Raw genomic sequence first — 16,243 nt, forward strand, 5'->3', positions numbered from 1 at the left:
TAATTATATAATAAAATTTAAAAGGCATCTTATTATTACTGCCATAATATAGCCTAAAATAGAAACTCCATATAATATTCTATTTGTTTGATTAACCTTATTTAAATCTACTTTCTCTAGATTATCACCAATAGTAGGTTTTTCTACAAGCTTACCAAAATAATAATTTGCCCCTCCTAGCTTAATACCTAAAGCCCCAGCTACTGCTGCTTCTGGATGAGCACTATTAGGACTACTATGATTATTTTTATCTCTATTATAAATTTTAAAACTATTTTTATAATCTAATCCTAAAACAAAAGCTATTATTACTGTGAAATACCCTGTTAACCTTGCAGGTATATAATTAAATACATCATCTAATTTAGCTGGAAAATATCCAAAATCATAATATTTATCATTTTTATATCCAAACATTGAATCCATTGTATTTACAGCCTTGTATAAAAATGCCAAAGGTGCTCCTCCAATTCCAGCATAAAAAAGTGGTGCTATAACACCATCAGACATATTTTCTGCAACTGTTTCTATAACAGCCTTAAGTATTGATTCTTTATCTAAATTTTGAGTATCCCTACCAACGATATAAGATAACTGCTTTCTTGCTCCTTCTATATCATCTTTAATTATGTATTTTACTACTTTTAATCCTTCTACTTTAAGTGCCTTTGTTGATATACAAAAATAAATCATTATAGATGCTAATACTACTCCAAAAATATTGTTAATTGCATATGCACCCCTTAATAAATAATAGTTAAATAAAAATACTATTAATATTACTGATATCCAAGTCATTAATCCTGCCACTTTTAATGATTTTTTTAATATTTTTCTAAAAAATTTTTCAATAGTTTTGCATAAAGATCCTATTATTCTAATTGGATGTATTGGATTTTGAGGATCACCTATTATTAAATCTAATAAAAAACCTAATGTTATTTCTATCATTTCACTAACCTTTCCATAGCTAAATGCTATCTATATTTATAAATTTATATTTATCATCTACTTTTTCTAAAGTTATTTTATATCCTCTTCCACAGGATGGCTGATGCTCATAAAAGCTTTTACTATTATCATAAAAAACCTCTAAAATAGTTCCTATAGTTCCTCCATGAGAAATTAATGCAGCTGAATTTATATTTTCTTTATAGCATTGTTCTAGAAATGCTATAAAGGCTTTTTTTATTCTCTTTCTATATTGAAATTTACTTTCTCCGTTAGGACATAATACTTGTCCCTCATTATCTATAATCCAACTAATGTAATCTTTATTTTCTTTAAGCATATCATAACTTTTAAGCTCAAAATCTCCAAAATCATATTCCCAAAATTCATTAATTTCATCATATTGTTTTTCCGGATATAATATTGATATTGTTTCATTTGCTCTTTTTGCTCCACTAGTAAAATATTTATTACATTCTGGATAATTAATTTCTTTTTTTATATCTTCAAGCTCTTTTATCCCATTTTCACTTAAATGCAAATCACTTTTCCCACAATAAAGATGTTTTTCATTAGCTTCAGTTCTTCCATGTCTTATTAAATATAATATTAACTTTTTCATTCATTTATTTTCTCCTTATAATTATCTCTTACGAGAATATCACTTTTAAAGGTTTTCTACAACTAAGTTTTTGTTGATACCCATATATTCACTATTATACTTCTAGTAATATTTCCTTTAAAAAAAATAAAACCAACAAATAATATTGTTAGTTAAAAATAGTATTATTAACTAGAATTTTAACCTTTAATTATTGTTGGTATACCACAAAAAACTCTATATATGACTGAAGATTTTTTAGATAAATATTGAAGACATTTTCCTGTTTCCTCTCTCCAGATTCTATCTTCCTTCTTTAATGGGACTATTCCACTTGAAATTTCATCACAAATTATTATCTTATCTTCAAATAAATTAATATTCTCTTTTATATAATCAAGTGAGTTTATATTTTTTAATACATTATTATATGTAAATTTATGAAATCCACAAATAACCTTTTTTGAAAAATCTATTTTATCACCATTACAATAAAACATATCATCTTCAGTTATATTAAATTTCTCCTTAACAAACTGACTTTTCCCATTATATGCTCCACCAAATACTAAAACCATAATTTTCTCCTTAAAATAATTCCTATTAGCTGTATATATATTTATTAACAATTAAATAAAGCTTAAAATTAAAACTCCAACTGTTTCTGCTATAACAAGACCATATCCGGCACTATCACCAGACATTCCATCAAATTCTTTAGCTGCATTACTAACAAAAAAAATGCTTACTAAAATCATTGATAAACTCATTATTACACCATATATTCTAAATACAAATACTGAAATTATACTTGAAAGTATTAAACATGTTATTAATATTGCCTTATCTGTCTTTCCAGTTCCCTGTTTAAAAAATGCACCTAAAGAGCTTCCCTTCATTGATTCCTTAGATAATAATAAATATCCCATTAAGCTTCTTGAAATAATAGGTATTAAGATTAACCCAATAGTACTATTATTCTTATCAACTACAGTATAAATTGCTGAAAAGTTCACTACAAAAAGCATAACTACAGATATTGCTGCAAAAGCTCCCGTATGTGGATCCTTTAATATTCTTAATTTTTCTTCCTTATTTCTTCTTGATAAAAGTGCATCACAAACATCCATATACCCATCTAAATGTAACATTCCAGTAAGTAAAAATGGTGTTATTAGCGTAATAGCTGCTATTACCATAGTACTTGCTCCTAATAAAGAAAGCCCGCTTAAAACTAAATACCATATAACTCCTACTATCACCCCTATTACAGGATAAAACTTCATTATATTTTTACCACCTTCATCATCCCACTCATACCTAGGCAATGGAATAATAGTAAACATACTTATTGCCATTAAAAATCCTTTATAATATTTTTTCATAATTATTCCTTTCTATTTTTTTCGCATCTAAGGCATTATAATTTATGATAAACTATATTTCCATAAGAACATTCAACTACCATATTAGCCATAATTGCTAATTTTCTATTTATAATTCCTAACTCTTTTCTAAAGCTTTCTGTATAACAATCATATTGTATACTATCACTAAATAAATAATCTGATACTATCACTACATTACTAGCCGAATTAACAATTTCTTCCAATCCATCTAAAATATCAATATTTACTTGTTTAATAAATTCCTTCCCCTTAAACATTGAATTAGTAACAAGTGATGTCATACTATCTATTAAAACCGTATCTTCTTCTACTATAGCTTTAGCAACCTTTTTCATATCTATAGTTTCTTCTATTGTATTAAATCCATATCCGTCTCGTTCTTTTAAGTGATTTTCTATTCTTTTTAAATCTTCTAAATCACATGGATTCATAGTTGCAACATAATGTAGTTTACCATTTTTACTTTCTAATGATTTTGCTAAATCTTGCGCAAACATAGATTTTCCACTCTTAGCTCCACCTACAACTAAAGCAATCATATTTCCTCCTAAACTATATAGTTCTCCTCGCCTCTGACTTCCTCTAAATAATCATCATTTATTTCAGCTTCAGCAAAGGTTGCCATACTATTCATCATTGCACAACTAAATTCAACTACTGAAAATGCTATTGGACATCCACTCCCCTCTCCTAATCTCATACCTAAATTTAACATTGGCTCTAGACCTAATTCGTCTATTGCAATATTATATCCTATTTCCTTAGAAAAATGAGATGGTATTAAATAATCCTTAACTAATGGATTTATCCTTACTGCTGCAAGTGCTGCAACTACTGATATAAATCCATCTATAACAACTGGAATCCTATAATAAGCCGACCCTAAAAAAACTCCCACCATTCCTGCTATATCAAATCCACCAACTTTTGCAATTATATCAATAGGATTGTTTATATCCGGATTATTTCTTCTTATAGCCTCTCTTACAACCCATTTTTTCTTTTCAAAAGCTTCTTTAGTTATACCACCACCTTTTCCAACTGCATCTTCAATATTACATCCTGTTAAGCTTACAAGTACTGAGCTACTTGTGGTAGTATTTCCTATTCCCATCTCTCCAACACCTAATATATCATAACCTTTTTCATAAGCTTTACTAACCATTTCTATTCCTATATTTATAGCTTTAATACATTCATCCTGGCTCATAGCTTGACTCTTAATTATATTAGATGTCCCTTTTCTTATTTTCCTATCAATAACTCCAGGAATTTTTTTATCAGTATTAACTCCTATGTCAACTACCATTAAATCCGTATTATTTTCTTTTGCTAATGTAGCTACTCCAGTAAGACCTCTTGAAAAATTTATAGTTTGTGCTAATGTAACACTTTGAGGTGCCGATGCAATCCCTTCCTCTACTACCCCATTGTCTGAAGACATAATAATTATACATTTTTTATTTATTCTATTTTTAACTTGTCCTGTAATTCCAGCTAGTTTTACTGCAATATCTTCTAATTTTCCTAAGCTTCCTAATGGTTTTGCAAGTGAATCTACTCTCTTTTTTGCTTCTTCAATAGTATTTTTATTTATAGCTGTTATACCATTTAAAACTACTTCAAAATCTATTTTATTACTTTTCATAACCTTCACCCCAATTATTATTTTAAACACGGTCTTTTTTTGTTATAATACTTTATTATTTGTTTAAATGTCAACAATGATATATTGAACAATCTTTTTCATTTAGGAGAACAATATGAACACTACTTTAATAAAATTTTTAAAAAACGAACTAAAATGGAATATCATTGATTTATCTTCTATAGAAAAAATAGGTGGTCTTAGTAGTGAAAACTATAAAGTTTATTATAAAAACAGTAATTATTTTGTTAAAATTTGCACACACACCTATTTACATACTGATAGAAAAAATGAATTCTTAATAATAAATAAAGCTGAAGAAATAAATATAGCTCCTCATTTATACTATTTTTCCACTACAACTGGCAACATGATTACTTCTTGGATTAATGGAACAATACCATCCTTAAATGATTTTTCTTCAGTTAAATTTTTATCTAAACTTGTTGATTCTTTAGGGAATTTTCATAATTTGAGATGCGAAAAACATTTTAATCCTTTTAATCATATAAGAGAAAGAATATATATATGTAAAGATTTAAAGCTACCTATACCTGAATCTATAGATTCACTTTTATATTATTTAAATAACTTAGAAATTAAACTTAGTAAAAATCCATTAATAGGTCTTTGTCATAATGATTTAAATGCTTCAAATATTATTTTAAACAATGATAGTTTATATTTTGTAGATTACGAATACTCTTCAATGGGAGATATATTTTTCGACTTAGCAACCATTTCTTGGTTTCTACCTGAAGAATCTAGAAAAACTTTATTAAAACTTTATTTTGGAGAATATACAAATGAATATTATACAAAACTATTAGATTATCTTTTTGTAGTAAAATTTTATAATGCAACTTGGTCATTACTAAAAGCTAAAGATTCTAATTCTGATTATGATTATCTATCTGGAGCTCAAATGATATTTAAAGACTTACTTAACAATAACTCTATACGAAAGCTTTAGTTAAATTGCGAACTACAGTGAGAACGAAAAATTAATGATATCACCGGAAGAAAGTATCATATAATAAGCTTTAGTTCGCAGTTTATTTCAAGTGTTATTTTTATGGAATTAGTCTTTTCCTATCTCTAGTAAATAAAGTTGCTTCTCTAATATTCTCTAACTCTAACAATCTTGCTGTTATTCTTTCTAATCCAATAGCAAGTCCTCCGTGTTTAGGCATTCCATATTTAAATACCTCTAAATAACTCTGGTATTCTTCTGGATTTAAACCCTTATATCTTATATTCTCAATTAATTTCTCATATTCATGAATTCTTTGTCCACCTGTAGTTATTTCTACTCCTTTACATAATAAGTCAAAACTATGAGTTCCTTCTTTTCCTAACGGCATGGTATACATTGGCCTTTTTTTTCTTGGATAATTTGTTAAAAATACAAAATCACTATCATATTTTTCTCTCACATATCTATAAATTAATTTTTCCGCTTCTGGATCCAAATCTCCTTCTAAATCACTTTTATTATACTTTTCTTTTAATATAATTAATGCTTCATTAAAATCAATTCTTGGAATACTATCAGTTATTTTAGGAATATCTACCCCTAATAATTCCAAGTATTCATTGCATTCGCCTTTTAATTTTTCTAATATATACTTTAACAAATTCTCTTCTAAATTCATAATATTTTTCTCGTCATTGATAAATCCTATCTCTAAATCCATACTTATATATTCATTAAGATGTCTATTAGTATTATGCTCTTCTGCTCTATAGGCGTGGCCAATCTCATATACTCTTTCAAATCCAGATGCTACCATCATTTGTTTATAAAATTGAGGACTTGTTGCTAAATAAGCTTTATTTTCAAAATACTTAACTTCAAACAGATCAGCACCACCTTCAGCACCTTCCTTTACAATTTTAGGTGTATGAATTTCTACAAATCCTTCTCTATTTAAAAACTCTCTAAATCCATTAACTATTACATTTTGAACTTTAAATATAGCATTTACTCTAGGATGTCTTAAACTTAATACTCTATTATTTAACATAGTATCTAAATTGCATTCTAAACTCTCCTTGTTAACTTCTATTGGTAACTCATCTATTGCATTATTTATAATATCTAAAATTTCAACTACAATCTCAAATTTATTTAATTTATTATTACTTTCTTTTACTTCTCCTTTAATTGATACTACAGATTCTAATTTAAAATTAGATATATTAATACTATTATCAACTATACATTGGACTAACCCACTTCTATCTCTTACTATGAGAAAAGATATATTTTTTAACTTTCTAATTTTACATATCCATCCTTGTATATTAACTTTATTATTAATGCAATTATTTAATTCACTAACTAGTTTTCTTTTCATTTATTTTTACCTCCAAAATTCTATTAAAACTTTTTACATTTACTGTTCAATTAAATAATTTTATTGCGCGCATAATAAAAATACTTAACTAAAAAAGCCCCTTGAGCCTTAAAACTCAAGGGGCAAAATAACTTTGCGGTACCACCCTTACTTAACAAAGTTAATATAATAATTAAGATATAAACACAATACCAGATACTAAAAGTTCATTTATTAAATATATATTAATAACAAAAAAACTCCCACTCCATTTAGGAGTGAAAGCTATTATCTTCACGGTACCATCCTAATTTAACAATATATTATATTAATACTTTGTTATCTCAAGTCCCTATAACGTGGGATATCCGTCTTATCCTACTAAAAAATTTCAGATAAGCTCCTCAAGAACGTCTTTCAATATTTCTTTTCACGTAGGCTTTCACCCTCCCTACTCGCTTAAGATACTCAGTAAATATTTACTCTTTTCTTCAAAAAATTTAACTTTTGATTTATAATACTCCTAAATATATGAATTGTCAATATATCTTAAAATTATCTATTTGTCTTAATTAAATAAAATCTAATTCTAGATTTCACTTAGCTTCTATATACCGTAATGAATTACATACTTATTTTCTTTTATAGCAATATTAAGTTTCTTAATTAACTTCTCCAACTCTTTCGAATTATAATATAAATTAGCATTAATAATTATTCTTTTAAAATCCTTTACTGAACTGGGTGGTATAATTGTAGTACCACAATAATCTAATCCTAATGCTGGATGTCTTTTTACATGAAAATAAGTTTTTAAATTTCCAATCTCCTTCAAGTATCTTATTAAAAGCTGTTCTATTAAATCATCACTAACTGATATACAATTATATTTTTCTGGTTCATAATCACTATACCATTTATCATCTTCAAAACTATCAATTATTCCAAAATCATGTTTTGCCATACTACCACTCCTTACTATTTATATTATATATTTAATAATCTCTAAATTTTTCTTTATACACTAAATATAATCAATTTAATAGCTATAAATTACAAAAACAACAACTGTTCACTCCAAATTTTCCACAAAATTTTAAAATATACTATATTGTTAATATATACAATATAATGCTATATTTTTTTACCATGAAACTAAAAGAATATATTATATTGTCAAATATAGCTTAGGTGATTGAAAGAAAAATATGTAAATGTTAAACTCTTCCCTATAAATATTTACATTATTTATAGGGGGAAGATTTATGAATTTTAAAAAACTAATGGCAATAACTACTATTTTAACAATTACTATGTCATACCTTCCAGGTATGACAACAACCGCAATGGAAAAATCTAAGATTCCACTGAATAATTTAAAGGGATATTGGTCGTTTGAAAACTATGAAGGTAATACTATTATTGATGATAGTAATAATAGTAAAAATGCCTTAATACGAGGTAATGGAAGAATTACAAACGATGGTAAAAATAATAAGGGACTTGAATTGACAGGAGAAAAAGGAACATTTTTAAGTATTCCATCTATTTTCAATTTATCTAATGAAAAAGTTTCTGTATCTTTTTGGGTAAATATATCTCAAGAAAGTGGCACTAATAGAACAGAAAATACTATATTATTGCAACAAGAGGGATCTGGTAAGTCACTACTTTATTATGCATCATCAAATCAAAATGATAAATTAGGGTCTTTTGTTGGCGGAAAAAATATTTATGGAAATGAAGATTTAACCCCCCAAAAATGGTATAACATTACTCTTGTAAGCGATTACGAGGCTAATGAAGTGAAATTCTATGTAAATGGAAAATTTGATAGTAAGCACTCTAATATTACTTTCACAAATTCCAATGATCCATTAAGAATTGGAGATCATAAGGGTACTGATAGTTTTGCTTTAAATGGTATAGTTGATGAAGTAATGATATTTGATAAAAATCTTACAGATGAAGAGATACAGAATATATATTATATTAACTTAACTATAGAAGAATTAAAAAATGAGTTATTAAATGTAATAAATGAAAGTAAAAGAATCTATGATTTAGCAAATGGATTTTTAGATAGTAATACTTTAGAAGAATTTCTAACTGAAATAACTTTAGCTGAAGAAATTCTTAGAGATAATAATACAACTAAAGAAGAATATTTAAATAAATTAACATCATTACAAGAAATTAATACAGCTATAAACGAAGAAGTAAATACTTCAATAGGAAATAAGGTTTTAATTAAATCAGATGTTAATGATGTGTTTAGAAGTATAGATAGAGCTTTATTTGGAGCTAATCATAGATATCACAAAAATGGATATGGTACTTATGATATAGAAAATTTAAAGATTAAAGATGAATTTGATAAACTATATAAAGAATCAAATTTTGGTGCTTTAAGATATCCAGGTGGCAAGGTAGCAAATTTATTTGAATGGAAAAAATCAATTGGCCCTATAGAAAATAGAAAATATACTATTCATGGTGATCCAGAACAAACGCCTGAATTTCCTTACTTTGGCGTAGATGAAGCAGCTAAATATACTGAAGAAAATAATAGTGAGTTTGCATATGTTTATAACATGGGTAATGGTAATAAATATGATGCAGCAGATTTAGTTGAATATTTAAATTGTGAAGTTGGAGAAAATCCAAATGGAGGAGTAGATTGGGCTGAAGTTAGAGCTGAAAATGGAAGAATTGAGCCATATAATGTTACTCATTTTGAATTAGGAAATGAATTCCAATTAACAAGTGAACAAGCTTATTGGACAACAGCTTCTAGTGATCCACTTGGTGCTTATATAAATGGAGGTGAATTCCAATTTAATAATCAATTTGTTGTTGAGTATGAAGATTGGAGAAATTCTACAGCTGGTAAAGGGGATGGAACAGAAAACCAAGAAAAGATGATTAGGTATTATCCTATAGTAGATGATACCTTGGTATTAACTGTTGGTGGAGAACCTTGGCAAAGAGTTGACTCTTTAGAGAATCAAGGTGCAAACAATGTATTTACCTATAATAATGAAACCGGAAGAATAACTTTTGGTAATGGAATAAATGGAAACATTCCTGCCTCAGGTACTAATATTAAAGTTTCATATAAAGCTCATAGAGATGGCTATGTAGATTATTATGAAGAAATGAAAAAAGTAGATCCAAATATAAAGATATATTCATGTTATGATACTGAAAATTTTATAACTAGAATGGGCACAGAAAATATTTATGATGGAATAGTTATACACCCTTATTCAGGTACTATAAATAGTGATGATCCAAAATATTATGAAAAAATACTTTATAGATCAGAAGAAAAAGTAAATGCAGTTAGAGCTTATGAAAATAAGATAAAAGAAATATTAGGTGAAGAAAAGGCAAAGGATGTTAGTGTAGTTGTATCTGAATATGGAATATTTAATGATAAAAGTAGATTTGTAAAATCGCAAGTAAATGCATTATATACTGCAAAATCTATAATTGGATTTGCAGATATAGAATCAGTTCCTTACGCAACTAAGCATTGTTTAGTTGACTTCCCTGGAGGAGATTTATTAGGTCCTGGAGGTCAAGCTATAATTCAAAGTATAGTAGATAACTCAACTGGCGAAATAGACTTTGTATCTACCCCTTCAGCCAAAGTATTTACTTTGTTTAATAACCTTACTGGAACTAATGTACTAAATGAAAGTGTTATTAATAATAAAGATTTAGGAAATAACTTAGAAGCTATAGATACAATGTTAACTACAGATAATTATGGAAATATGTATTTAATGTTAGTTAATGCAGCATTAGAAAACACAACTGTAATAGTAGATGTAGAAGGCTTTGATTTTAAAAATAAAAGTGGAATAGCTATGGTTGTAGATGGTCCAAGCTATGATGCAGAAAATACTGTATCTAATAAAGAAAATGTATTAGTAGAAGAATATACTATTGAAAATATTGAAACTAACTATTTAGAGTATCAATTAACACCACATTCAGTTACAGCAATAAAAATTAATAATGAAGAGGTAGAAACTCCTATTGTAGATAAGAGCGGATTACAATCAGTCATTAATAAAGCAAATAATTTATCTAAAGATAATTATACAGAAGAAAGTTGGAGAGTATTTGAAAAAGCTTTAAATTTAGCTAATTCAGTAAATGAAAATTCAGATGCAACTGAAACAGAAGTAAATGAAGCAAAGACTAATTTAGAAACTGCAATAAGTAATTTAACTGTTATTGTTAAGGAGTCACGTTTTGGAATAGAAATTCCAAGTGAGATAAAAATAGGAGATTTTTTAGATGCTAAGATATCTATAGATAATATAGATAAAAGTATAACTCCATATGCAGCAGATTTAACTTTTGCTTATGATCATACTATATTTGAATTAGAAGGTATAGAATCTATAAATGAAAATATAATTGCAGACTATAAAATTTTAGAAGATGGAAAAATAAGAATTATCTTATCAACTAAAGGAAATCCTATTGTATCAGAAGAAAAGTTAATAAATATTAAATTAAAATCTAAAGATGTAGCAGAGGCAACACCTATAAATATTTTAGGTGAGATATCAGATGGAGAAGATACTATAAAAGTTGAAGATAAAACTATAACAATTAAAGTTATAGATAATAATATTAACTTATTTATTAGGCATCTTGAAATTGCTATAGAAACAGCTGAGTCTATAACAGATGAAGAACTTCTAGACGTTGTACCAGTTGTTAAAGCAGAATTGGAATCATCTCTTCTAGAAGCAAAATCACTTTTAAATGCTATAAAAATAGGAGAAGAAATAGCTCAAGATGAAGTAAACAAATCATTTAATAGATTAAGTAAAGCCCTTCAATTATTAGAGCATAAAGGAAATAAAACTGAATTATTAACTTTAGTAGAAAGCATTAATTCATTAGATGAAAGTAACTTTACTATACAATCCTGGAATAATCTTAAAGCTATATTAAATAGCGATTTAGTTCAAGATGTGTTAAATGATCAAAATGCTTTAGAAGCTGACATAATTAAAGCATACAATACCTTAAATAAGGCATTCTTAAATCTAGAAACTAAGCCATCAGTAGATAAATCTAAATTAGAAAATTTAATAAGTAAAGTTAATGGATTAGATGAAAGTAAATATATAGTTGCAACTTGGTCAAAACTTCAAGACGTATTAGAAAATGCAAATACTGTATTATCAAATGAAACTGCTACACAAAAAGAAGTTAATACCGCTTACGATAATTTAATGAGATCATATTTGGAGTTACGCTTAAAACCAAATAAAGATTTATTACAAGACTTAATTAATAAGGTAGAAATCTTAGATTCAAGTAAATATACCAAGGATTCTTGGAATAATCTAGAAACTCAATTAAATATTGCTAGAAATATTATCAATAATGAAGAAGCAACTGAAAAAGAAATTGCTAATTCAGAAAAAGGATTAAAATCAGCTATAGATGCATTAGTTGCAAATAATGAAATTAACAATTCAAATAGTACTACTCCGAATGGTACTAATAATAGTGGAAATAACAATAGTTTACCTAAAACAGGAGGTATTCCAGCGGCTTCAGTTTCATTATTCGGTGCTATTATAAGCTCTACTGGTATGATATTTCTTAAGAAAAATGGTAAAAAAGAAAAATAATTATATTATGTATAATGAATAAGTAAAAAAGAATAACATCTCTGTTATTCTTTACTTCTTCTTACTATTGCAATTATTCTCCATACATTCTTGTAACATATCACTAATAGCATTTGTTAATTGACAATTTGATGTCATTAAATAGTTATTAGTCGCTTGATTATTCCATGCATATAAAAATATTAATAGCAATATCAATTTCATAAATTGACATCCATAACATTGTAATAAATTAAATAATTGACAAGTATAAAATTCATTTTGCTCATTAACAGCGCTAGTATCATCACAATAACTTGAACAAAGTTCTTTTAAATCATCTGCATCTAAGTTATTAATAATGTCATTTAAGGTTGCCGTTGTTCCCGATGTACTCAACTTTCTTTCCCCTCATAACTTATCTAACACTTCATAATACGTCAAAATCACAAACATTGTTACAAATTTATACTAATTTATTTATTTAAGTCAATCTTAAGAATATTATCATTATAAATACTTATTATACTACTAAAATCGTAATATTTTACCATATTCAACTTTAATTCTACTTACAACTCCATATTCATACACTTAAATATATACCTTAAGTAATATGTTCAATATACTCAAAAAAAGATGATATAAAATAATTTAGTATTATTTCATATCATCTTTAATTAACTTATTTTATGTTTTTATATGTCCATGTTTTAATAAACTCTTTATTCTTTTGAAGTAAGTAATTCCTAATGGAATTGATGCCGCAAGCCAAGCTACTGGATCCGCTAAACATATTCCTATAAACTCTATATACCTTGGCAGTGTAAAGGCAACTATAGCTCTTGCTATAAGTTCATATGCTCCTGCCATCATTGGGACAAAGGAATCACCTATTCCTTGAAGTGCATTTCTATATATAAATATTAATCCTAAAGGTATAAAGAATATAGCTGATATATTAAGTACCTGTTGTGCATACATTAATATTTCTGCATCCGGATTGCTTATAAACATCATAACAAAGTATTTTCCAAGGAATATTAAAACTGCCCCTGCAATAATACTTGTAATAATAGATATTTTAGTACATTCCTTAACACCTTGTTTTATACGTCCATATTCTTTAGCACCAAGGTTTTGTCCACAATAAGTAGCCATGGTAACACCAAAAGTAATTGCTGGTTGCATAACAAGCTGTAACGCCTTAGATGCTGCTGTATAAGAAGCAATTACTGTAGATCCAAATACATTTAAAGCTCCTTGAACTGTCATTATTCCTATAGCTGTTATTGAAAATTGAAGTGCCATTGGAATTCCTATCTTTAAATGTTTATGATAATATCTTCTCTTAACATTAAAATCTTCTTTTTTAAGCCTTAATATATTGAATTTCTTATAAGTATAAACTAAACAAAGTATAGCTGAAATACCTTGTGAAATAATTGTTGCATATGCTGCACCTGCAACACCCATTTTGAAATTAATTATAAATACTAAATCTAAAATAATATTTAAAACTGAAGATATAATTAAAAAGTATAATGGTGTTTTACTATCACCTAATGCTCTTAGTATACTTGCTATTAAGTTATATGCAACAGTTGCTACAACTCCACCATAAATTATTTTTATATATGTATAAGCATCACTTAAGATGTTTTCAGGCGTATTCATTAATTTTAATAAAGGCTTTGCTCCTAATAAACTTATTAATGTTACTATAATTACTGAAATAACTGTTAAATTTATTGCACTAGCAACAGCTTTACGAAGCCCTTTTTCATCCTTTGCTCCAAATCTTTGTGATACTAAAACTGCAAATCCACTAGTTAACCCTGTTGCAAATCCATTTACCAAAAACACCATAGATCCTGTTGAACCAACAGCTGCTAGAGCATCAACTCCTACAAATCTACCAACTATTATAGTATCTACCATACTATAAAATTGTTGAAATATATTTCCTATTAACAATGGTATAGAAAATAGTAATATTAACTTAACAGGATTACCTTTAGTCATATCATTTGTCATATTATTTTTCATCTAATTATCGCCCCCTAACATTTTATTTCACAATTAAATAGAATAACATTTTTTTATATCTTTTGCAAAACAAATTTTAAGATGAAAATTAAACTCTTCACTAAATAATTAATTACCTACTTCAGTTTATTCTCATCTTATTAAAATTTATTATTTTTTTAACTCATTCTTTATACTACCTATTATTTTAATTCCTTCTTCAATTTCATTAAGAGTTAGTCTTGATAATCCTAACCTTAAAGTATTATTAGAAATGTTATCTACTGAAAAAATATCGCCTGGAGTAAATATTACGCCCTTTTCATAACATCGATTTAATAGTTGTCTAGAATTTATGCCTTCTATCCCTATATAAATATGGAGACCACCTTCCCCCCATACAAAAGTTGGCTTAATATATTTATTAATACATTCTAAAGCAAACTCATACTTTTCTTTATATACTTTTCTAACTTTTTTTATTTGCTTCTCAAATGCACCTGATCTTAAATATTCATAAAGTATCCCTTGATCTAAAAATGATGTATGAATATTTTTACAACGCTTAACACTTTCTAAAATATCTATAACTTTTTTATCAGCAAGTATCCACCCTACTCTTATTCCCGGAAATAATATTTTTGAAAAACTCCCTATATAAATAACACCACTACCGCCATTATCAAGCGCTGCCATTGGAGATACATGAGTACTATTATATAAAAGTTCCTCATTAAAACCATCTTCTATGATTGGAACATTATATTTTTTAAATAGATTATAAACAGTATATCTTTTTTCACCTTTCATTACTATTCCTGTTGGATTATGATATGAAGGTATTAAATATCCTAATTTTATATCACCATTACTTAACTTTTCTTCTAACTCTTCAGTATCTATTCCCTCTTCATTCATAGATACACCTACTACATCAAGTTCATGAACTCTCATAATTTTTATTGCTGTATTATGAGTTGGATTTTCACAAATAATTTTATCACTAGGATTTGTATATGCCGTAAGAATCATTTCTAATCCTTCTGTAAATCCATTAACAATTATAATATCCTTTCCCTCTATATCTACACCTTTAGTTTTCATATAATTTAAAAGATATTCCATAAGAGGCTTATACCCCTTTGCATACCCATAATTTAAAATTTTATGTCCTTCAATTGAAATCCTATTTAAAAAGGCTTTTTTAAATTCTTCCATATCAAATAATTCACCATCTGGGGATATACTTTTAAAAGATATTAAATTCTTTTCCCATGGTATTTCATGCTTAATTATATCTAAATCATATGATGTTTTTCCATAATTATTAACCTTCTCCTCCCAGTTAATTTTCCAACCATTTTTATCTTTTGACTTATTTGGCGAAATGAATGTTCCCTTCCCTTTTACAGTATAAACAACACCTTGATCCTCTAAATTTTCATATGCCGTAATTATAGAATTTCTGCTTACACCTAATATTTTAGAAAGCTCCCTTGTTGCAGGAAGCTTTCCATTATTAACAACCATATTATTTTCAATCATTTTTTTTATATAATTTTCTATTTGTAAATAAATTGGTTCATTATCATTAAAGTCTATATTAGAAAATATCACTT

General features: G+C 27.0%; 13 protein-coding genes and 1 other annotated feature. Of the genes, 2 read left to right on the forward strand and 11 right to left on the reverse strand.

What is annotated here, in order from left to right; all coding sequences use genetic code 11:
* Positions 1-3: 3 nt before the first annotated feature.
* The 6 genes from cbiB to cobT form a co-directional block, all read right to left on the reverse strand.
* Entirely contained in the window at positions 4-951 is a 948-nt protein-coding gene (gene cbiB, locus I4V51_RS06260; RefSeq protein ID WP_195987467.1) for an adenosylcobinamide-phosphate synthase CbiB, read from the reverse strand.
* Between the two features lie 19 nt (positions 952-970).
* A complete protein-coding gene (locus I4V51_RS06265) occupies positions 971-1,573 on the reverse strand; it encodes a phosphoglycerate mutase family protein (protein ID WP_195987468.1) in 603 nt (200 codons plus the stop codon).
* 179 nt (positions 1,574-1,752) lie between these two features.
* Complete coding sequence (locus tag I4V51_RS06270) at positions 1,753-2,130, reverse strand: bifunctional adenosylcobinamide kinase/adenosylcobinamide-phosphate guanylyltransferase (protein WP_195987469.1); 378 nt, start codon at positions 2,128-2,130, stop codon at positions 1,753-1,755.
* A gap of 51 nt (positions 2,131-2,181) precedes the next feature.
* The gene (locus tag I4V51_RS06275) at positions 2,182-2,937 is read right to left on the reverse strand and encodes an adenosylcobinamide-GDP ribazoletransferase (RefSeq protein ID WP_195987470.1); all 756 of its coding nucleotides are present in this window, start codon (positions 2,935-2,937) and stop codon (positions 2,182-2,184) included.
* 35 nt (positions 2,938-2,972) lie between these two features.
* Entirely contained in the window at positions 2,973-3,500 is a 528-nt protein-coding gene (locus tag I4V51_RS06280; protein ID WP_195987471.1) for a bifunctional adenosylcobinamide kinase/adenosylcobinamide-phosphate guanylyltransferase, read from the reverse strand.
* A gap of 8 nt (positions 3,501-3,508) precedes the next feature.
* Positions 3,509-4,609: a nicotinate-nucleotide--dimethylbenzimidazole phosphoribosyltransferase gene (gene cobT, locus I4V51_RS06285; protein ID WP_195987472.1), complete on the reverse strand. Its 1,101-nt coding sequence runs from the start codon at positions 4,607-4,609 to the stop codon at positions 3,509-3,511.
* Positions 4,610-4,724: 115 nt separating this feature from the next.
* On the opposite strand from cobT, the gene I4V51_RS06290 reads away from it, so the two are divergent.
* A complete protein-coding gene (locus I4V51_RS06290; protein WP_195987473.1) occupies positions 4,725-5,582 on the forward strand; it encodes a choline kinase family protein in 858 nt (285 codons plus the stop codon).
* A 100-nt stretch (positions 5,583-5,682) separates the two neighbouring features.
* Here the strand turns inward: I4V51_RS06290 and aspS are convergent, their stop codons facing one another.
* Positions 5,683-6,969, reverse strand: coding sequence for an aspartate--tRNA(Asn) ligase (aspS, locus tag I4V51_RS06295; RefSeq protein ID WP_195987474.1), 1,287 nt, complete (start codon positions 6,967-6,969; stop codon positions 5,683-5,685).
* 250 nt (positions 6,970-7,219) lie between these two features.
* Positions 7,220-7,453: a binding site (T-box leader), on the reverse strand.
* A gap of 102 nt (positions 7,454-7,555) precedes the next feature.
* Entirely contained in the window at positions 7,556-7,912 is a 357-nt protein-coding gene (locus tag I4V51_RS06300) for a hypothetical protein (protein WP_195987475.1), read from the reverse strand.
* A gap of 301 nt (positions 7,913-8,213) precedes the next feature.
* Here I4V51_RS06300 and I4V51_RS06305 point away from each other — a divergent pair, with 301 nt between their 5' ends.
* Positions 8,214-12,617, forward strand: coding sequence for a LamG-like jellyroll fold domain-containing protein (locus tag I4V51_RS06305; protein ID WP_195987476.1), 4,404 nt, complete (start codon positions 8,214-8,216; stop codon positions 12,615-12,617).
* A 51-nt stretch (positions 12,618-12,668) separates the two neighbouring features.
* Here I4V51_RS06305 and I4V51_RS06310 read toward each other — a convergent pair whose 3' ends face one another.
* The 3 genes from I4V51_RS06310 to I4V51_RS06320 form a co-directional block, all read right to left on the reverse strand.
* On the reverse strand, positions 12,669-12,995 hold the full coding sequence (locus I4V51_RS06310; RefSeq protein ID WP_195987477.1) for a hypothetical protein: 327 nt from the start codon (positions 12,993-12,995) through the stop codon (positions 12,669-12,671).
* 291 nt (positions 12,996-13,286) lie between these two features.
* Positions 13,287-14,633 (reverse strand): MATE family efflux transporter, encoded by a 1,347-nt coding sequence (locus I4V51_RS06315; RefSeq protein WP_195987540.1) that lies wholly within the window; start codon positions 14,631-14,633, stop codon positions 13,287-13,289.
* 162 nt (positions 14,634-14,795) lie between these two features.
* Positions 14,796-16,238: a PLP-dependent aminotransferase family protein gene (locus I4V51_RS06320; protein WP_347708647.1), complete on the reverse strand. Its 1,443-nt coding sequence runs from the start codon at positions 16,236-16,238 to the stop codon at positions 14,796-14,798.
* Positions 16,239-16,243 lie beyond the last annotated feature (5 nt).

The sequence above is a fragment of the Clostridium sp. D53t1_180928_C8 genome, from assembly GCF_015667795.1.
Taxonomy (GTDB): domain Bacteria; phylum Bacillota; class Clostridia; order Clostridiales; family Clostridiaceae; genus Clostridium.